The 18,380-nt window shown below is 66.3% G+C and carries 23 protein-coding genes; 8 read left to right on the top strand and 15 right to left on the bottom strand.

Going from position 1 to position 18,380, the window contains the following annotated elements:
- The first annotated feature begins 69 nt into the window (after nucleotides 1-69).
- A complete protein-coding gene (locus N5I32_RS16590) occupies nucleotides 70-1,293 on the top strand; it encodes a bifunctional alpha/beta hydrolase/OsmC family protein (RefSeq protein WP_261497027.1) in 1,224 nt (407 codons plus the stop codon).
- 1 nt (nucleotide 1,294) lies between these two features.
- Complete coding sequence (locus N5I32_RS16585; protein ID WP_261497026.1) at nucleotides 1,295-2,344, top strand: patatin-like phospholipase family protein; 1,050 nt, start codon at nucleotides 1,295-1,297, stop codon at nucleotides 2,342-2,344.
- 22 nt (nucleotides 2,345-2,366) lie between these two features.
- Here N5I32_RS16585 and N5I32_RS16580 read toward each other — a convergent pair whose 3' ends face one another.
- Both N5I32_RS16580 and N5I32_RS16575 read right to left on the bottom strand, forming a co-directional pair.
- A complete protein-coding gene (locus N5I32_RS16580) occupies nucleotides 2,367-3,050 on the bottom strand; it encodes a hypothetical protein (RefSeq protein ID WP_261497025.1) in 684 nt (227 codons plus the stop codon).
- Nucleotides 3,050-3,214, bottom strand: a complete 165-nt coding sequence (locus N5I32_RS16575; protein WP_261497024.1) for a hypothetical protein — start codon at nucleotides 3,212-3,214, stop codon at nucleotides 3,050-3,052. The genes N5I32_RS16580 and N5I32_RS16575 overlap by 1 nt, the downstream gene beginning before the upstream one ends.
- Nucleotides 3,215-3,381: 167 nt before the next feature.
- On the opposite strand from N5I32_RS16575, the gene N5I32_RS16570 reads away from it, so the two are divergent.
- From N5I32_RS16570 to N5I32_RS16560, 3 genes are read left to right on the top strand one after another with little or no spacing between them, the layout of a single operon-like run.
- Nucleotides 3,382-3,924 carry a hypothetical protein gene (locus N5I32_RS16570; RefSeq protein WP_261497023.1) on the top strand — a complete coding sequence of 181 codons (543 nt, stop codon included), beginning with the start codon at nucleotides 3,382-3,384 and terminating at the stop codon, nucleotides 3,922-3,924.
- Nucleotides 3,925-3,959: 35 nt separating this feature from the next.
- Entirely contained in the window at nucleotides 3,960-4,943 is a 984-nt protein-coding gene (locus N5I32_RS16565) for a YeeE/YedE thiosulfate transporter family protein (RefSeq protein WP_261497022.1), read from the top strand.
- 52 nt (nucleotides 4,944-4,995) lie between these two features.
- Nucleotides 4,996-5,832: a YiiX/YebB-like N1pC/P60 family cysteine hydrolase gene (locus N5I32_RS16560; RefSeq protein WP_261497021.1), complete on the top strand. Its 837-nt coding sequence runs from the start codon at nucleotides 4,996-4,998 to the stop codon at nucleotides 5,830-5,832.
- Nucleotides 5,833-5,975: 143 nt separating this feature from the next.
- Here N5I32_RS16560 and N5I32_RS16555 read toward each other — a convergent pair whose 3' ends face one another.
- The 3 genes from N5I32_RS16555 to N5I32_RS16545 are packed head-to-tail and all read right to left on the bottom strand — an operon-like array spanning nucleotide 5,976 to nucleotide 6,755.
- Nucleotides 5,976-6,203, bottom strand: a complete 228-nt coding sequence (locus N5I32_RS16555) for a hypothetical protein (protein ID WP_261497020.1) — start codon at nucleotides 6,201-6,203, stop codon at nucleotides 5,976-5,978.
- Nucleotides 6,204-6,251: 48 nt separating this feature from the next.
- Nucleotides 6,252-6,479, bottom strand: coding sequence for a hypothetical protein (locus N5I32_RS16550; protein ID WP_261497019.1), 228 nt, complete (start codon nucleotides 6,477-6,479; stop codon nucleotides 6,252-6,254).
- 48 nt (nucleotides 6,480-6,527) lie between these two features.
- Nucleotides 6,528-6,755 (bottom strand): hypothetical protein, encoded by a 228-nt coding sequence (locus N5I32_RS16545; protein WP_261497018.1) that lies wholly within the window; start codon nucleotides 6,753-6,755, stop codon nucleotides 6,528-6,530.
- Nucleotides 6,756-7,119: 364 nt separating this feature from the next.
- On the opposite strand from N5I32_RS16545, the gene N5I32_RS16540 reads away from it, so the two are divergent.
- Complete coding sequence (locus N5I32_RS16540; protein WP_261497017.1) at nucleotides 7,120-7,680, top strand: carboxymuconolactone decarboxylase family protein; 561 nt, start codon at nucleotides 7,120-7,122, stop codon at nucleotides 7,678-7,680.
- A gap of 106 nt (nucleotides 7,681-7,786) precedes the next feature.
- Nucleotides 7,787-8,353 (top strand): carboxymuconolactone decarboxylase family protein, encoded by a 567-nt coding sequence (locus N5I32_RS16535; protein ID WP_261497016.1) that lies wholly within the window; start codon nucleotides 7,787-7,789, stop codon nucleotides 8,351-8,353.
- On the opposite strand, the gene N5I32_RS16530 is transcribed toward N5I32_RS16535, so the two are convergent.
- The 6 genes from N5I32_RS16530 to N5I32_RS16505 all read right to left on the bottom strand — a co-directional run bounded on the left by N5I32_RS16530 (nucleotide 8,338) and on the right by N5I32_RS16505 (nucleotide 12,668).
- Entirely contained in the window at nucleotides 8,338-8,868 is a 531-nt protein-coding gene (locus tag N5I32_RS16530) for a DoxX family protein (protein WP_261497015.1), read from the bottom strand. The genes N5I32_RS16535 and N5I32_RS16530 overlap by 16 nt on opposite strands.
- Complete coding sequence (locus N5I32_RS16525; RefSeq protein WP_261497320.1) at nucleotides 8,850-9,779, bottom strand: DUF3179 domain-containing protein; 930 nt, start codon at nucleotides 9,777-9,779, stop codon at nucleotides 8,850-8,852. Before N5I32_RS16525 ends, N5I32_RS16530 begins: the two co-directional genes overlap by 19 nt.
- Nucleotides 9,780-10,002: 223 nt before the next feature.
- Nucleotides 10,003-10,548 (bottom strand): pyridoxamine 5'-phosphate oxidase family protein, encoded by a 546-nt coding sequence (locus N5I32_RS16520; RefSeq protein ID WP_261497014.1) that lies wholly within the window; start codon nucleotides 10,546-10,548, stop codon nucleotides 10,003-10,005.
- Between the two features lie 30 nt (nucleotides 10,549-10,578).
- Complete coding sequence (locus tag N5I32_RS16515) at nucleotides 10,579-11,067, bottom strand: nuclear transport factor 2 family protein (protein ID WP_261497013.1); 489 nt, start codon at nucleotides 11,065-11,067, stop codon at nucleotides 10,579-10,581.
- Nucleotides 11,068-11,107: 40 nt separating this feature from the next.
- Complete coding sequence (locus tag N5I32_RS16510; protein ID WP_261497012.1) at nucleotides 11,108-12,070, bottom strand: MBL fold metallo-hydrolase; 963 nt, start codon at nucleotides 12,068-12,070, stop codon at nucleotides 11,108-11,110.
- Between the two features lie 52 nt (nucleotides 12,071-12,122).
- Nucleotides 12,123-12,668 carry a carboxymuconolactone decarboxylase family protein gene (locus N5I32_RS16505; RefSeq protein WP_261497011.1) on the bottom strand — a complete coding sequence of 182 codons (546 nt, stop codon included), beginning with the start codon at nucleotides 12,666-12,668 and terminating at the stop codon, nucleotides 12,123-12,125.
- 125 nt (nucleotides 12,669-12,793) lie between these two features.
- On the opposite strand from N5I32_RS16505, the gene N5I32_RS16500 reads away from it, so the two are divergent.
- Complete coding sequence (locus tag N5I32_RS16500) at nucleotides 12,794-13,717, top strand: LysR family transcriptional regulator (protein ID WP_261497010.1); 924 nt, start codon at nucleotides 12,794-12,796, stop codon at nucleotides 13,715-13,717.
- 14 nt (nucleotides 13,718-13,731) lie between these two features.
- Here N5I32_RS16500 and pheT read toward each other — a convergent pair whose 3' ends face one another.
- From pheT to rpmI, 4 genes are all read right to left on the bottom strand, one after another.
- Nucleotides 13,732-16,140: a phenylalanine--tRNA ligase subunit beta gene (gene pheT, locus N5I32_RS16495; protein WP_261497009.1), complete on the bottom strand. Its 2,409-nt coding sequence runs from the start codon at nucleotides 16,138-16,140 to the stop codon at nucleotides 13,732-13,734.
- A gap of 381 nt (nucleotides 16,141-16,521) precedes the next feature.
- Nucleotides 16,522-17,604 carry a phenylalanine--tRNA ligase subunit alpha gene (pheS, locus tag N5I32_RS16490; RefSeq protein WP_261497008.1) on the bottom strand — a complete coding sequence of 361 codons (1,083 nt, stop codon included), beginning with the start codon at nucleotides 17,602-17,604 and terminating at the stop codon, nucleotides 16,522-16,524.
- 141 nt (nucleotides 17,605-17,745) lie between these two features.
- The gene (rplT, locus tag N5I32_RS16485; RefSeq protein WP_261497007.1) at nucleotides 17,746-18,108 is read right to left on the bottom strand and encodes a 50S ribosomal protein L20; all 363 of its coding nucleotides are present in this window, start codon (nucleotides 18,106-18,108) and stop codon (nucleotides 17,746-17,748) included.
- Nucleotides 18,109-18,120: 12 nt separating this feature from the next.
- A complete protein-coding gene (rpmI, locus tag N5I32_RS16480; protein ID WP_261497006.1) occupies nucleotides 18,121-18,321 on the bottom strand; it encodes a 50S ribosomal protein L35 in 201 nt (66 codons plus the stop codon).
- Between the last annotated feature and the right edge of the window lie 59 nt (nucleotides 18,322-18,380).

The following is an 18,380-nucleotide window of genomic DNA, read 5'->3' as shown; positions in this document are numbered from 1 at the left end:
GGACGCTGAACTGATCCGCAGGGGGCCGGGTCGATCCGCCGCCCTGCCTTCGCACCGAAGGGGGTAGAGATGAAGACCGAACGCATCAGTTTTCCCGGCGCCACGGGTGCCATCCTGGCCGCGCGGCTGGACCGGCCCGAAGGTCCGGTGCGGGCGGCGGCGGTGCTGGCGCATTGCTTTACCTGCTCCAAGGACATCGCGGCGGCGCGGCGCATCTCCGGCCGTCTGGCTGCGCTCGGCATTGCGGTGCTGCGTTTCGACTTCACCGGCCTTGGCCATTCCGGGGGCGAATTCGCGAACACGAACTTTTCGTCCAACGTAGGCGACCTGCTGGCCGCGACGCGCTGGATGGCCGGCCAGGGCCTTGCCCCGCAGCTTCTGATCGGGCATTCGCTGGGCGGGGCGGCGGTGCTGAAGGCTGCGCCGCAGGTGCCCGGCCTGCGCGCCGTCGTCTCCATCGGGGCGCCGTCGGACCCGGCGCATGTCGCCCACAACTTCGGCGGCAAGCTGGATGAAATCCGCGCCAAGGGGGAGGCGGTCGTCACCCTTGCCGGACGGGACCTGACGATCCGGCGACAGTTCCTTGACGACATTTCCGCCGCCTCTCTCACCGATGCGCTGCCCCGACTGGGGGCGGCCCTGCTTGTCTTGCACGCCCCGCGCGACAGCGTGGTCGGGATCGAGAATGCTCAGGCGATCTTCGTAGCGGCGAAGCACCCCAAAAGCTTTGTCTCGCTCGACGATGCCGATCACCTGCTGACGCGCGAGGCGGATGCGGAATATGTGGCCGACCTGATTTCCTCCTGGTCCTCGCGCTATCTGGACCTTGCGCCGGAGCACATGCGCCCCGAAGCCCCCGAAGGCGTGGTGCGGGTGGCCGAGGCCGAAGCGTCGGGTTTTCGTCAGGATATCACCGTGAACAACCGCCACCAGCTTGTCGCGGACGAGCCGGTCGAGATGGGCGGTACCGATCTCGGCCCCAGTCCCTATCAGCTCCTCTCGGCCGCGCTGGGCGCCTGCACCGCTATGACGATCCGCCTTTACGCTCGCCGCAAGGGCATACCCCTAGCGCATGTCGCCTGCGACGTGACGCATGACCGCTGCCACACCGAGGATTGCGAGGAGTGCGACAAGGCGCAGTCCAAGGTGGACGTGTTCAACCGCACCATCCACCTGCGCGGCGATCTGTCCGAGGACCAGCGCGCGGCCCTTCTGGCAATCGCCGACAAGTGCCCGGTGCACAAGACACTGCACGGGCAGGCGATCATCCGAAGCGCATTGGCGGGGGACTAGGATGGCAGGCGGACGGAACCGCAAGCGCGTGAACCTGGCGTTGCAGGGTGGCGGCGCGCATGGCGCCTTTGCCTGGGGAGTGCTCGACCGGTTGCTGGAAGATGGGCGGATCGAGATCGCGGCCATTTCCGGCACCTCGGCTGGGGCGATGAACGCGGTTGCGGTTGCCGACGGATTCACCGCCGCCGGGCCTGAAGGCGCCCGCGAGAAGCTGGCGCATTTCTGGCGCTGCGTCAGCGAGGCCGCCCGCTTTTCGCCGATCCGCAGGGCGCCCATAGACGTGCTTATGGGCAACTGGAGCCTGGAGCGATCGCCGGGCTATCAGTGGCTCGACCTCATGTCCCGGCTCTGGTCGCCCTACCAGTTCAACCCGCTCGACATGAACCCGCTGCGCGACATCGTCGAGGCCGCGATCGATTTCGACTGCGTGCGGCACTGCAACGGCATCCGCCTGTTCATCTCGGCCACCAATGTGGAAACCGGGCGGGTGCAGGTGTTCGACAGCCACAGGCTGACGGTCGACATGGTGATGGCCTCGGCTTGCCTGCCGCATCTGTTCCGGGCGGTGGTCATCGACGGCGTTCCCTACTGGGACGGCGGCTTCATGGGCAACCCCGCGCTTTTCCCCTTCCACACCGAAAGCGACAGCGCCGACACGATCATCGTCCAGATCAACCCGGTGGAGCGCAAGGGCGTGCCGACCAGTGCGCACGACATCCAGAACCGCCTGAACGAGATCACCTTCAACTCAAGCCTTCTCAAGGAACTCCGGGCGATCGACTTCGTCTGCCGGTTGATCGACGAGGGCAAGCTGGACCCCGGCCACTACCGTCGCGCGCACATCCACATCATCGAGAACCAGGAGGCGCTGAAGCCGCTGGGTGCCTCGTCCAAGATGAACGCCGAATGGGCGTTCCTGACGCGACTGCGCGATCTCGGCCGGGATACCGCTTCGGATTGGCTGGATCGGCACTTCGACGACATCGGAGAACGCGGCACGGTGGATCTTCGCGCGATGTTCCAGGGCATCGGCCCGCAGCACCAGGGATAGGGCACCGGCGCGCGGCCCGCCGCTACCCGAGAAGCCCGCGCGGGTCGATGTCGAACACCCAGATCAGCAGCGGCACCGGCAGCACCGCCAGCGCGATGGTCCCGACCGTGGGCAAGGGCCGGAAGAGTCGGCTGAAACCGGCAACAAACAGGATGCCGCCACCGCCGCCGATCAGCACATTGCCTGGCGTATTCACCAGCGCCGCCAACACGAGGTAGCGAAATCGCGACACGAAGGGCCGTACCCATGCGGGTGCACGTTCCTGCAGAAGCAAAAGCCGTTCTTCACGCGATAGCGGGTGCGTCCGGTCCAGAAGCGCGCAGGCCCGCCGCATGCCCAGATCGGACAGCATCTGGTGCAGCACCCGATAGGGCAACCATTCCCCCGCCGCATAGGACAGGAGCAACCCGGTCACGGTGGCGACATAGATCGGCGGCGCGATCCAGGGACCCTCGATGATCATCAGCGACAGGCCGATTTCGATGCCCGGCACGAAGGGCACGGCGATCAGCGCCGCGTAGGCCAGCAGGAACACCAGGAGCATGCTCAGGCGCAAGACGCCCTGCCCGTGTGGAACATGCGTATTCGCCCATTCGAGCAGCAGATGGATACCCCAGACCAGGGCCAGGATCAGGGCAATCCGCGCCAGGCTTCGCCCCACCGCCAGAAGGCGACGCCGGGACAGCCGCGCTGCATGATCTGCCATCACCTTCGATCCGGCTGATAAGGGTGGGGTTCGGCGACGGGGCGTGCGATGACGCCCTTGCCGGCACAGGTGACCTCCGTTTCGCCGACGCCGGCCGCGCGCTTCACCCCGGCAAACCCGTAGGGAAAGAAGAGAATGTGATCGTGCGTTGCCATGTCGACCATCTCCGACCACCCGCGATCCAACTCTTACCCGCCTGCGTGGTTTTACCAAGGACTATCGGCTGCCCACGAGAGATTGCGATCCCGCGTTTCACGGCGAATTGATAGGCCGTGACGAAACATCTGGCGTGCCCGCGTGTCTCCGTTCGACCGAAAAGGGAGGAACCTCGATGAACACGAAACTCACGTCACTGGTGGTCGCGCTGGCCTTGGCCGCGGGTGCGGCGCAGGCGCAGGACATGCCGTTCGGAAGCGATGCGGATGTGGAGTATGCCAAGCGCATCTGGGAAGTCATGGCAGCCAACCGCCTTTCCGGTCCCGGCATGATCCGCGCAACGCCCTATGAAGGCACCGATCCGCACGGCATGATGCTGGAAACATTCTACACCACGGCCACCATCGACGGCCACGAAGGCGATCTGATCGTCAAGCGCAACTTCGGGCCCGAAGGGGTCACCGCGGACGAGGCGTTGGCCGATCCGGACAAGCACCTGGGCGCCTATACCGTCATGTTCCGGCGCGAGGCGGGCTATGATGCCGACAACAAGGACTGGTTCTGGGTCAAGTATCTGCCCGACGGTTCGGTGGACAAGATGCCGGACGGCCCCGCCATGGCAGGGCGCGTCGCGAAGGGCATGGACGACGGGTGCATCGCCTGCCACCAGGGCGGCGGCGAGGACCTTGTCTTTACCTCCGAGCATCTGAAGTACTGAGAGCGAAAGCAGCGCCTGTCCCGCGCCGAGGCCCCATGTCCCCCGATCTGATCCTTGCCCTGATGGCGGGCGCTGTTCTCGGGGCCTCGGCGCACCGCGCAGGGCTCTGCACGGTGAAGGCCGTGGCAGAAGTCATGACCAGCGGGAGCGGGCACGTCCTGTGGTCCTTTCTCAAGGCTGCGCTCTGGACGGCGGGGATACTGTCCCTGGCCAGGCTGGCAGCCTACACGCCCGATCTTGCGGCGCGACCCCTGACGCCGGTCGCGGTCCTTGGCGGAGTGGTCTTCGGCCTTGGCGCCGCCATGAATGGCGCCTGCTCGTTCTCCACACTGGCGCGGCTGGCCGAGGGGCACACGATCATGCTTTTCACCCTTGCCGGCTGGGCGCTTGGCATCACCGGCGCGGCATCCCTGCTGCCGGATCTGCACGCCCCCCCGGTTCCGACGCAGTTTCCGGGCTGGCTGGCGGTGCCGCTGGTGGCGTGGATGCTGTGGGAAGGTTTCCGCGTGATCCGGCGTGCCCGTGTGGAAGGTGGCCCGCTCCTGGACGCGTACTGGCCGCTGTCTTTCTCCGTGCTTTTGCTGGGGCTCGCGAATGCGGCGCTGCTGCTGCTGGAACGGCCGTGGTCGTTCACTGCAACGGCGCTGTGCTCGGCGGGTGCGGCTCCCCTTGCGGCTTGCAAGCAACCGGCGGGGCTTTGGCTGGTATCGCTTGCGGCACTTGCGGCCATGGGTCTTTCGGCATGGTACCGCCGCAGCTTCCGCCTGCGCCGGGTTCGACCGCTTCCAGCCCTGCGCCACCTGGCGGCGGGATCCGCCATGGGCGTGGGCTCCACCCTCATCCCCGGTGGCAATGACGGGCTGATACTGTTCGGCATCCCCTCGCTTTCGCCGCACGCGCTGCCCGCATGGGCCGGCATCGTCGCGGGCATATGGCTGGCGCTGACGGCGATGCGGTTCCTGGGCCGCCCGATACCGCGCATCGTCTGCGAAGGCGACATCTGCCGGTCCGGTCTGTAACGCAACTGCACCCGGGTCAGTCCCCTTTGCGGACCCGGATCGGAGTACCCCCATGGCGCGTGCGCTCGACAAGACCCTCGACAGCTTCCTGCGACGTCTCGGCACGCGGCTGGCCAGAAAGCTCAACAGCCCCAGCGCCGGCTACGTTCCCTTCACGCCGTCGGATTTCGATACGCTTTGCCGCGTGCTGCGCCCCGGCGACGTGATCCTGGTCGAGGGGCGCGAGCGCGTGTCGAACGCGATCAAGTATCTCACCCAGTCAACCTGGTCGCATGCGGCGATGTATGTCGGCGACCGGCTGGCGCCCCCCGCGCAGGGGGATGAGCCGCACCGGCTGGTCGAGGTCAATCTTGGCGAGGGCTGCATTTCCGCGCCACTCACGAAATACGCGCGGCACAATACGCGCATCTGCCGGCCCGTGGGTCTGACCGAGGGGGAGCTTCAGGCGGTCACGGGGTTCATGATCGACCGGATAGGTCTTCAGTACGACATGAAGAACATCTTCGATCTTCTGCGCTACTTCCTGCCGAACCCGCCGGTTCCGGTCCGCTGGCGGCGTCGCATGCTGGCCTTCGGGTCGGGCGATCCGACCCGCGCGATCTGCTCGTCACTGATCGCGCGTGCCTTCCAGGCCGTGCGCTATCCGATCCTGCCGGATGTCACCACCGTGAAGGCCCGCCATGGTTCCGCCTTCGCCCGGAAGGAGATACTTCACATCCGCCATCATTCGCTGTTCGCGCCGCGCGATTTCGACCTGTCCCCCTATTTCGAGGTGGTCAAGCCGCATCTGGCCGATGGCTTTGACCCGCATGTACTGGAATGGGGTGACCGGATCGAGGCCGAGGCGTCCGAACCGGCGGGTCCGGTGGACGACACCAGCGCCTCCTAGGGCCACGCCGGGCCTCTTTGCCGGGGTGCCGGACTGTCACGTCCCGCGTCCACCTCAAAACGAAAAGGCGGGCCGCGTGGCCCGCCTTGTTCCGGAGTATCAGGATGCCCCTTGGGAGCCGGGGCATCCTGAGATTTCGTCCATCAGTTCCACAGCAGAATGGCGCGGATCTGGCCGCCGACTTCGCGGTCGTCGCCGTGCAGCGCGCCCTTGATGGCGCTGGCCTGGGCCGAGGTGAGGCCCGAGAGATCGGCGTTCGGGACGATCGAGCGGACGGCGAAGGCGTCGGTGGCCGAGAGACCGTCCGCGGCCATGGCGCTGGCGGAGGTGACGGAAGCAACGAGGGCGAGGGCGGTGAAGATCGTTTTCATGATGTGGTCCTTTCAGGAAGCATAGGTTGGTTCAGCGGGAACTGGCGATCAGTTCCACAGCAGGATGGCGCGGATCTGGCCGCCGACTTCGCGGTCGTCGCCGTGCAGCGCGCCCTTGATGGCGCTGGCCTGGGCCGAGGTGAGGCCCGAGAGATCGGCGTTCGGGACGATCGAGCGGACGGCGAAGGCGTCGGTGGCCGAGAGACCGTCCGCGGCCATGGCGCTGGCGGAGGTGACGGAAGCAACGAGGGCGAGGGCGGTGAAGAGCGTTTTCATGATGTGGTCCTTTCAGGAAGCATTGGTTGGTTCAGCGGGAACTGGCGATCAGTTCCACAGCAGGATGGCGCGGATCTGGCCGCCGACTTCGCGGTCGTCGCCGTGCAGCACGCCCTTGATGGCGCTGGCCTGGGCCGAGGTGAGGCCCGAGAGATCGGCGTTCGGGACGATCGAGCGGACGGCAAAGGCGTCGGTGGCCGAGAGACCGTCCGCGGCCATGGCGCTGGCGGAGGTGACGGAAGCGATGAGGGCGAGGGCGGTGAAGAGCGTTTTCATGATGTGGTCCTTTCAGGTTCAGACGTGTGTTTCGGTTGTGTGGTGGGAGGCGTTCCTGCCTTCCGATGAGACCAATCTGGGGGTGCCCTGCCGCAATGTGAAATCACCCTTCCCTCACGTCCGCTCACGCCGATTTTTTGAAAAAACCCTGTAACAGTAATGGTTTGTCACGTTCCCGTGATCGGGCGGGGAATTCAGCCGGAACCAGCGCCCGTTACAGGAAACGCTCGGCCCTGCGCCGGCTTTTCCTGAAACAAATCGGCGGCTGTGACAGGCGGTAAAATAAATGTGTTGCTTCGGATGGACCTTTCCGGGCTAGTCCTTGACCCCGGAAAGACCCTTTTCCCAGAGCGAGGCCGCCCGCGTGTCACATTTTCCGTCGATCCCGAATCTCGAATTGCTCGCGTTGTTCCGCAAGTTTCCCGACCGGGGCATCCTTCCGCTGCTGGAATACCACGACGCCATCCTGCGCAATGACAGCGAGCTGAGCGTGGGAGAGCGCGAACTGATCGCGGCCTACGTGTCTTCCCTGAACGATTGCCACTATTGCTTTTCCGCCCATCTGGACCATGCGAAGGCCTGGGGCATTCCCGCCGAGGTGTTCGGAGACGTCCGGATCGACCTCGATCATCCCGGCATCCCGGAACGGATGCGCCCGGTGCTGGCCTTCGTCCGGCGACTGACCGTCGACCCGGCCGGAACGGGCATGGCGGATGCCCAGGCCGTCTATGACGCCGGGTTCAGCGAAGAGGGCTTCTTCGATGTCATTTCGGTCACAGCACTTTACAACTTCATGAACCGCATCCTGGAAGGGGCGGGCATCAAGCGGCACGTCCGCGTCATGGACATGACCGACGAGATGCGCCGCAGGTATCGCTACACCCATCTGTGGAAGACGATCTCGAAAAGCCCGGGCCAGGTCTGAGCGCGCGGCGCCCTCACCTCAATTTGAACCGCGCGCCGGGGATGTGAGTTTCGATACACCCGCGGGCGCGATATGCGGTGTCCTGTCTCAAACCATTGGAAATCTCATGACCAGGACACCACTCCTCGACATGTCGCCCGTCCAGATCGATGGCTCGGACGGCGAAGCACAGGCTCTTCTGGCCGGCGCCAAGGCGCGCCTTGGCTTCGTGCCGAACATGTACGGCTACATGGCCAATCTGGCGCCGCTTCTGGCCACCTATCTGGGCAGCTACGACGGCTTCCGCCAGGCATCGGGCTTCACGCCGGCGGAACAGGAAACCGTCTTCCTGACCATCAGCCGGGTGAACGGGTGCAGCTACTGCCTTGCGGCGCATTCGATGATCGCCGACCGCAAGTCGGGCGTGCCCGCCGACAGCCTTGCGGCCTTGCGCGCGGGCGGCGACCTGCCGGACCCGAAACTGCGCGCGGTGGCGGTGTTCACCGAGGCGATGCTGGTGTCGCGCGGCAATCCCGGCCGTGCGGCGGTCGATGCCTTCCTCGCCGCCGGATATGGAGAGAGCCAGGTGCTGGGCGTGGTCCTTGCGATCGCCTGCAAGTCGATTTCCAACACCGTGAACCATCTGGCGGCCACGCCGGTGGATGCCGTGTTCGCGCCCTACGCCCTGGCCTGAAACAGGCGCCGAAGGCCCGCGTCCAGCGACAGGGGCCCGGCGCCATGGATCATCACCGGGGCCAGAAGCGCGCACCACAGCAGCAACTGGTCTGGCAACATGTCGAACGGGCTGGCGTCGAACAGCGCGCCAGCCCAACCTGACGAGGACGCCATCGCCATGGCGATTGCCTGGTGCAGGACAAGGCCGACGGCCGCCCATCGCGCGGCAAGTCCCGCCACGATCAGAACAGGCAGGACCAGTTCGGCCAGGCTCATTCCCGCGACATACACCATTCCGGCCGTGCCCGGCGCCGCTTGTCCCGTCGCAACTGTATCGGGCAGATAGGCATAAACCGCCCCGATCGTGACGAACCAGCCGTCCACGGCCGGGCCCATAGACAGGTCATGCCCCGGAAACCGCGACAGCGCCGAGATGGCGAACCAGGGCAGGAGCGTTGCCGCAAAGGCGCATCGGCTGAAGCTCGTCAGGACGGCTTCCTTCCAGCCGGCCGCCTTCACTTCGCGATCATCCATTCGCCGCGCGGATGGAAGGCGTGGAACGCGAAGGCAAAGGGAATGTCGTGGATGACATCGCGGCCTTCCCTGTCAAGCACGTTGACGTTTCCAACCTCTCGCCCCGTGCCGATAACGGGGCCGTCCAGCGCAGAGGCTTGACCCTCTTCCCAGGTCAGGACCACGCCGGCCTCTTCGATCCGGCGTTCCTCGATCAGGCGCGTCATCGGCCAGGCACGGTTGCCGACCCGGATCACCCGTTCCAGCGGATTGATGCCGTGCGGCGGGTTTTCCCCGTCGTAAAGGAACGGGCGGGACGTGTCGTACCCGACATAGGGGTTGCTGCCGTAGGCGCGCGACCAGTCCGGTTCATCCATCACCAGCCCGTCGGGATCGGCCGACCGGAACACCGACCAGCTTTCCATCCGCGCGGGCAACTGGGTCAGCTTGCTGCCGGTGTGGCGCCCGACGATGCCTTCGCCCAGCGCCTGCTGCCACCAGCTTTCGGTTTCGCGGTCATACATGATCATGTCGGAGTTTCGCAGCAGTCCCGACACACCGAAGCTGAGCGTTGTGCTGCCCACCCGCCGGTCGAAGACCATGCCGGTATTGCACAGCGGGCAGAAGGTGACGGCGACCGGCTGCCCGTCGACCACGTCATTCACGATCTCGTGCCACATCAGGTAGCGGATGGGATAGGCCCGCGCGGGGCCGTTTTCCGGGCGCACGGTCATGACGGGCTCGCGGTCGGCCAATCGCGTTTCCTGCGCGGCGGCGATGAAGCGCGGGTCCGAGATGGCGGGGATCCCGTCTTTCGGGGGGCCGCCGGCCATCACGTCTCCAAGGTCGATCGCGGTGCGCGAAAAGTCGGTCTCCGGCCAGGCCGCGCGGAACGCCGCCTCCTGACCCAGCGCGGAACCGGCGACGGCCATCAGGCCAAGCGCCATGGCGGCGCGGCGGGTGAACAGCAGGCCGAAGCCCTTGCGCGGGGTTCCTCGGCGGGTCTCTGTCCGGGTCATGTCACTCTCCGCATGGTCGGGCTTCAGGCGCGCCCGGGAAAGATGACAGTTGAGCGTGCCGGATGTTACGCCGCTCGCTGGAAAGTGATGTCAGGGGCGGCCCGGTGGGTTTCGCGGCCGCCCCTGACAGTTCGGTCTAGACAGCCGCGTCCGCGGCCGAGAAGCGCTCGGTGATGTGCTGCGGGCAGTTCCAGTCGAAGCCCGAGACCGAGATCAGGATGCCGCGTTCGACCCGCGCGCGGTAGTCGGGCACCTCGAGCCGGGCCAGGATTTCCGCCTGTTCCGATCCGATGACCCGCGCGCGACCGAACAGTTTCAGCCGCCGGCGGTTCGGATAGTCCATGAAGAAGATCGACACCCGGTCGTTCGTCTGAAGGTTGCCGACGCTGACATACTGGCGATTGCCGCGGAAATCGGCAAAGCCGAGCGTCGCTTCATCGAGTACCCGGATGAATCCCCTCGGCCCGCCACGGTGCTGGATGTAGGGCCAGCCGGTTTCACCCACCGTCGCCATGTACATAGAGTCGCGGGCCTGGATGAAGTCCGCCTCGGCGTCTTCGAGCCGCACGTTCACCGGGACCGGCACGTCTTCCATGCGGGCATAGGCGGCCCGGCTTCCCATGTCTTCCTGAATCCGCTTCACGGTAGGCGTGAAGGCGATCTCGGCAAATCCGTGTGGCATCTCATTCTCCTTTTCGGGTGGGCGCGCCCGTCAAAGGCCCAGGTCGGACAGACCGGGATGGTCGGCGGGACGGGGGCCGGACGCCCAGAGGAAGCGGCGGTCGGATTCCTTGATCGGCTGGTCGTTGATGCTTGCCAGTCGCCGCCGCATCAGTCCGCGCTCGTCGAATTCCCAGTTTTCGTTGCCATGGCTGCGATACCAGTTGCCCGCATCGTCGCGCCATTCGTAGGCAAAGCGCACGGCGATCCGATTGTCGGTGAAAGCCCAGATCTCCTTGACCAGCCGGTACTCGATCTCGCGCGCCCATTTGCGGGTCAGGAAGGCGACGATCTCGGCGCGGCCGGTCAGGAACTCGGCCCGGTTCCGCCACTGGCTGTCTTCGGTATAGGCCAGGGACACGCGCTGCGGATCGCGCGAGTTCCAGGCATCCTCGGCCATGCGCACCTTGGTGATGGCCGTTTCGAGGGTGAAGGGCGGCAGGGGCGGACGCGCACCTTCGGGCAGGGTGGCTTGGGACATGGTTCAGGTCTCCTCTAGACGTTGCAAAGGTGTAGCGGGTTCAGCCGACGTAGGACCAGTCGGCGGGAAGCCATTTCAGCGCGCCCGCATCACTGACGATCCGGCCGACGCCGGGGAACGGCATGTGCGTCGCGGCCAAGAGCAGTCCCTCGTCGGCGGCCTTTGGGAAGAAGCGGGCGCGCGCGGCATCGGCGGCGTCCTTGTCCATCTCGAAGATGATGCCGAAGCCCGGAATAGCCGGGTGGGCAGCCGGATGGAACAGCATGTCGGACACAAGATTGAGAGACTGCCCCTCATCCTCGATCCTGACGCCGATCTGGCCGGGGGTGTGCCCGGAAAGGTCGAAGACGGAAACCCCGCGCGAGATTTCGCGATCGCCGTCGATCGGCTGAAGCCGCGGATAAAGGCGTGCCAGTTCCTGCGTCGCCGCAAAGCTCGACTTCGTGATCTCCGGCGCCCGCGCCTCGATCGAGGGATCGGTGAAGGCCGCGAGGTCGCGCCGGTCGATGAAGACCTCTGCTTCGGGGTAGTTGTTCCGGCCTCCCGCGATCATGCCGCCGATGTGGTCGATATGGGCGTGGGTCAGGATCACGGCGTCTATGTCGGTGGGTGCGACACCGAGGAAGGCGAGCGTTTCGGGCAGGTAGCCCGAGGTCGCGCTGACCGTGCCGGCCGGCCCGCTGTCGACAAGGATGTAACGCTCCCCGTCATTGATGAGATAGGTCGAGAAGCTGCCGCGGACCCCGTCCACGCCCGCCGCATGAACGGCGCCGGCCGCTGCGCGGGCCTGGTCCGGTGTGGCCCCGGTGAAGAAGTCGAAGGGGAAGTCGATGTAGCCGTCCGAGATGACCGTCACTTCGAACCGGCCGATCTGGTAGCGGGCGACGACGGGCAGCCGGGGCAGCGGGCCGGTCGAGCGCGCCTGAAGCGCGGTCGGCGCAGCCGCTGCAAGCGGCAGGGCGGCAAGAGAGGCGGCAAAGCCGCGGCGGGTAAGACGGAGCATCGGCGTCCCTTTCATGAAATGGTTTGCCCCGGCCCTGCGGCCGGGGACGAACTCAGGCGGTGCGGTTCAGTTCGATCTTGGGAAAGTCGATCTCGACCTGCGTGGCCCTGCCCAGGATGTTGGTGAAGATGTTCATCGCCACATGGGTGATGATCTCGATGATCTCGCCGTCCGAATGGCCTGCGGCGCGCACCGCATCCATTTCGGCCCCGGTGACCTGGCCGGTATGTTCAACCAGCGCGCGCGCGAAGGTCAGCGCGGCCGCGGCCTTGGCGTCGGAGGAACGGCCGGCGCGGTTCGCCAGCATCTCTTCGTTGTCGAGACCGGTCTTGCGGCCGATCGCGGTATGGGCAGAGACGCAGTACTGGCAGGCGTTCTGCTCGGCCACCGACAGCGCGATGCGCTCGCGCGTCTTGGGGTCGAGCGCGCCCGCACCGGCGATGCCGTGCAGCCCGAGGAACGCCTGCAGCGCCGCGGGAGAGTTCGCCAGAACGCGGATGAAGTTGGGGACCATCCCCAGAGCGGACTGAACGGCGTCCAGCAGCGCCTTGGCGTCTCCGCTGGCGGTATTCGGGTCGATGACGGCTACACGGGCCATGTGGGTTCTCCTTGCGTGATCGGAATCGGGCGTTGTCGGGCGCCGCTGCCACGCAAGATGAGGTATTGTTGATTGTGGAAGAATAGATGATATTGGCAATACATTATTCCGAATGGTGGAATTATATGGACCGCCTGCACGAGCTTGAGGTTCTGGTCGCGGTGGCGGACGCGGGAAGCCTTTCCCGCGCGGCTTCGCGGTTGCGCCTGTCTCCGCCCGCAGTGACACGCGCCGTCGCATCGCTTGAGGACCGTCTGGGGGCACGGCTGTTCAACCGGACCACCCGCAGCCTGACGACGACGGAGGCGGGCGAACGTTTTCTGGCCAGCGCGCGCCGCATCCTGGCTGATCTGGAAACGGCCCAGCGCGAGGCGGCCGGAGAGGCGACGGTGCCGCATGGGCACCTGACGCTGACCGCCTCGGTGTCATTCGGCCGATCCGTTCTTGCGCCCGTGGTCTGGCGTTTCCTTGGACGGAACCCGCGCGTGACCGCGTCGATGCTGCTTCTTGATCGCGTGGCGAACCTGGTCGAGGAAGGGATCGACCTCGCCGTTCGCATCGGCCCGCTTCCCGACTCGGGGTTGATCGCCCGGCGCGTTGGCGCAGTGCGCCGCCTGCTGGTCGCCAGCCCTGGATACCTGGAACAGAACGGCTGCCCCGATGTGCCCATCGAGTTGAAGGAACACCGGTTCATCGGGTTTACCGGGCTGATGCCGCTGCGGGAATGGCGCTACCACGATGGCGCCCGCCAGGTCAGCTTCCCGCTCGCCCCCGCGTTCGAGGTCAACGACGCCCTGACCGCGATCGAGGCTGCCCAGCAGGGCCATGGGATCGCCCCGGCGCTGTCCTACATGGTTCAGGACCAGATCCGCGACCGCAGGCTGGTCGAGGTGCTGGCAGACGACCGGCAGCCCGAACTGCCGGTGAACCTGGTCTATCCGCATTCCCGGCTCGTGGCGCCGAAGGTGCGGGCCTTCGTCGACTTCGCCGCGCCGCTGCTGGGGGCGGAACTGGATCGGCTGGCCGCGGCGCGGGCGTCACCGCCCTGAGATTCCGCCCACCGTTATCCCCGCAGGGTGCCGCCGGTGGCCTTGGCGACCTTCTCGACGATCTTCGCGCTGACCGCCTCGATCTCTTCGTCGGTCAGCGTCCGGTCGCGGGGCTGCAGCCGCACCGTGATGGCAAGCGATTTCCGGCCCGCGCCCATCTGCGCCTCTGCCCTCTCGCCGGTGAACTGGTCGAAGACGCGAACCTCCTCGATCAGCGCCTTGTCGGCGCCCTGCGCCGCGTTGACGAGCGTCAGCGCCTCCACACCCTCGTCCACCACGAAGGCGAAATCGCGCTCGACCGCCTGCAGGTCGGAAACAGCCAGCGCGGGCCGGGTCGCGGTCCTGACCTTGGGGAAGGGGATGCGCGCGACATGGAGGGTGAAGGCCACCGCCGGCCCCTTCACGTCCATCGCCCTGAGGATCTTCGGATGCACCTCGCCGAAGGTTGCAAGCGCGTTGGGGCCAAGCCCGATCACGCCCGAACGGCCTGGATGCCACCAGCCCGCGACCTTGCGGCTGATCTGCACCTTGGCGGGCGCGCCAAGTGCAGACAGGACGGCCTCCGCATCGGCCTTCGCGTCGTAGAGATCCACCGCCCGGCGCGAGCCGTAGGGGTCGCGTGGGGCCGTGGCACCGACCAGAAGTCCCGCCGCCTGCAGTTCCTGCTCTCCCGGTTCGCCACCGGCGAAGGCAGGGCCCACCTCGAACAGCGCAAGGTCCATGAAGCCCCGCGCCTGGTTGCGCGCCGCGGCCTGCAAGAGGCCCGGCAACAGGTCGGGCCGCATGTGCGTCATTTCCGACGAGATCGGGTTTTCCAGCCGAGTCGCTTCGGTTCCGCCCCCGAACAGCGCGGCTGAGGCACCGTCGATGAAGGAGTAGGTGACACATTCGTTGTAGCCCAGAGCCGCCAGCGTCCGCCGCGCGGCCTTTTCCCGCACCTGCATCGGCGTCAGCACCGGCTTCGGCACGCCGGGGCGCGCACGGCGCATCGGCTTGCCTTCCAGCTTGGTCAGAGACGCGATCCGCGCCACCTCCTCGACCAGGTCGGCCTCGCCCAGGATGTCGGGGCGCCAGGTCGGCGGGGTCGCCATGTCGCCCGCCATCGTGAAACCAAGCGCCTCCAGCGTGGCGCGCTGCGTGGCCTCGGGGATATCCATGCCGACCAGGCTGATGACCCGTGCGGGGTCCAGCCGGTAGGCGCGCGCCGTGTCGGGCACCGCACCGTCCATCACGACATGCGACGGCTCGCCCCCGCAGAGGTCGAGCACCATCCGCGTGGCAAGCTCCAGCCCCGGCAGGGTGAAGTCGGGGTCCACGCCGCGCTCGAACCGGTAGCGCGCGTCGGAGTTGATGCGCAGCGCGCGCCCCGTCGCCGCAATGGTGATCGGGTCCCAGTAGGCGCTTTCGAGGAAGACGTCGGTCGTCTCCTCGGTGCAGCCCGAATGCTCTCCGCCCATGATCCCGGCCAGGCTTTCCGGCCCCTGATCGTCGGAGATCACCATCATCCCCTCGCGGAGCGTATAGGTCTTGCCGTCCAGCGCCAGCAGTACCTCGCCCCCCGTCGCCGGGTGGATGCGCAGGTCGCCCTTCACCTTGGCCACGTCGAAGACATGAAGCGGCCGGTTCAGCGCGAAGGTGAAGAAGTTGGTGATGTCGACGAGGGCCGAGATCGGACGCAGGCCGATGGCCTTCAGCCGCGCCTGAAGCCAGGCGGGCGACGGGCCGTTCTTTACGCCGCGGATGGTGCGGCCGGCGAAGAGCGGGCAGCCCTTGTCCTTCAGCGCGGAGTCGATTGCGACGCCGACGGGGCTGTCGAACGTGCCCTTCACCGGCTCCATCGGCAGCGGCTTCAGCGTGCCGAGGCCGCGCGCCGCAAGGTCACGGGCGATGCCGCGCACGCCCAGCGCGTCGGGGCGGTTGGGGGTGATCTTGATGTGGATCATCGGGTCCACCGCGCCGGGGCGGTTTGCCGCCAGCCAGTCGACAAAACGCTCGCCCACCTCGCCCGAGGGCAGTTCGATGATGCCGTTGTGCTCGTCAGAAAGCTCAAGTTCGCGTTCGGAGGCCATCATGCCGTGGCTCTCGACGCCGCGGATCTTGCCGACGCCCAGCGTCACGTCGATGCCGGGGACATAATCGCCCGGCTTGCAGAGGACGACCGTGATCCCCGCCCGCGCGTTCGGCGCGCCGCAGACGATCTGCTTTTCGCCCTCGTCCGTCATCACCCGGCAGACCCGCAGCCGGTCGGCATCGGGGTGCTGTTCGGCGTGCAGCACCTTGGCGAGCGTAAAGGCCGACAGCCGCGCGGCGGGGTTGGAGACCTCCTCCACCTCCAGCCCCAGATCGGTCAGCGCCTCGGCAATCTCGGTAACCGAGGCCGTGGTGTCGAGGTGGTCTTTCAGCCAGGAGAGGGTGAATTTCATCGTTTCGTCCCAGTTTGCGTAGGGCAGGCTTCAGCCCGCCAATTCATCGGATGGCGGGCTGAAGCCCGCCCTACGGCGTTGGATTTCTCTTGGTTTGACCAGCGGTGCCATTACCATGCTGCGCAGTTCGAAGCGAATTGCACGGGAAAGTCATGGAGTGGGCGATATATTCTGGATTTGTCTTCATTGTCTGCGCGGCGATCGCCAGATTCGGCGATCCGAAATTACGAGGAGCCTTTATTAGTTGGGCGATCGGTAGCGGCTTGCTGTGCCTCGGATTCCTACTGGGACCACCCTTCGACAAGATAGCGGGGTTGGTCATGCTTCTCGCGATTTGTACGGGGCTGGTTTGGCTGAAGGTAAAGGGGGATATGTAACCACTCACCTGCTCAACCCCCCGGCCACCGTCGGCATATCCAGCGCCGCGAAGCCGTAGTGCCTGAGCCACCTCAGGTCGCTCTCAAAGAACGCCCGCAAATCCGGAATCCCGTATTTCAGCATCGCCAGCCGGTCGATGCCCATGCCGAACGCGAAGCCCTGCCATTCGGTCGGGTCCACGCCCGCCGCCGCCAGCACCTTGGGGTGGACCATGCCGGAACCGAGGATCTCCATCCACTTGTCGCCCTCGCCGATCTTCAGCTGCCCGCCTTCCCAGGAACAGCGGATATCGACCTCGGCCGAGGGTTCGGTGAAGGGGAAGTGGCTGGCGCGGAAGCGCAGTTCGACGCTGTCCACCTCGAAGAAGGACCGGCAGAATTCCTCCAGCACCCATTTCAGGTTGGCCATGGAGATGTCGCGGTCGATGGCCAGCCCCTCGACCTGATGGAACATCGGCGTGTGGGTCTGGTCCATGTCCATGCGGTAGACGCGGCCCGGCGCGATGACGCGGATCGGCGCGCCTTGCGATGCCATGGCGCGGATCTGCACGGGGCTGGTGTGGGTGCGCAGGACGTGGGGCGGGCGGGTGTCGCCCTCGGCCCGCGCCATGAAGAAGGTGTCGTGTTCCTGCCGCGCGGGGTGTTCCGGCGGGATGTTCAGCGCGTCGAAGTTGTGCCAGTCATCCTCGATCTGCGGGCCTTCGGCGACGGCAAAGCCCATGTCGGCGAAGATCGCCGTGACCTCCTCGGTCACCTGGCTGACGGGGTGGATGGTGCCCTGACGGCGCGGGCGGCCCGGCAGCGTCACGTCCAGCCATTCGGCCTTGAGCCGCGCATCCAGCGCCGCATCGGCCAGCCCCGCCTTGCGGGCGCGCAATGCCGCGTCGATCTCGTCCTTCAGGCGGTTCAGCGCGGCGCCCGCCGCCTGACGCGCGGACGGGTCCATCTGCCCAAGCTCCCGCATCTTCAGGCTGATCTCGCCCTTCTTGCCAAGCGCCGCGACGCGCAGTTCCTCCAGCGCGGCCTCATCGCCCGCCCCGGCGATCCCGTCCAGGTATTTGCCCTTCAGCGCGTCCAAACCGTCCATCTTTCGGCCCTTCGAAAATCCGGGCCCTGTGCTACCACAGAAGCCCCCGATTGCAAGTCGCCCGCCGGCGACCGCCAAAACAAAACCCCGCGGCGCCTTTCCGGCACTCGCGGGGTTCCGACTGTCCCTCGGAATGAGAGATTACGCGAGCGCGGCCTTCGCCTTTTCGACGATGGCGCCAAACGCCGCGGGTTCGTGCACGGCCAGATCGGCCAGAACCTTGCGGTCGACCTCGATCCCAGCCTTGGAGAGCGCGTTGACGAAGCGCGAATAGGTCAGCGTCTCGTCGATGGCGCGGACGGCGGCGTTAATGCGCTGGATCCACAGCGCGCGGAAGTTGCGCTTGCGCGTCTTCCGGTCGCGGGTGGCGTACTGTTGCGCCTTGTCGACCGCCTGCGTGGCGGTGCGGAAGTTGCGCGAACGGGCGGCGTAGTAGCCCTTCGCCTTCTTGATGACCTTGCGGTGACGGGCGTGCGTGACGACGCCGGATTTAACGCGGGACATGTGTCTGGCTCCTCAGCGGTCGTAGGGCATGTATTTCTTGACGATCTTCGCATCCGGGTCGGAGAGGAGCATGGTGCCCGTCGCCTTGCGGATAAAGTCCGTCGAACGCTTGATCATGCCGTGACGCTTGCCGGCGACACCCGCCTTGACGCGGCCAGAGGCCGTCATCTTGAACCGCTTCTTCGCAGCGGATTTGGTCTTCATCTTGGGCATTTTCATCTCCTGGTCAGACGTGAATGCGCGACTCGGCAATGCCACTTGGCCGGCCCCGC

This window comes from Albidovulum sediminis (assembly GCF_025380365.1).
Taxonomy (GTDB): Bacteria; Pseudomonadota; Alphaproteobacteria; order Rhodobacterales; family Rhodobacteraceae; genus Albidovulum; species Albidovulum sediminis.
Note: the sequence above shows the minus strand (reverse complement) of the source record. Positions and strands in the feature narration are given on the sequence as shown.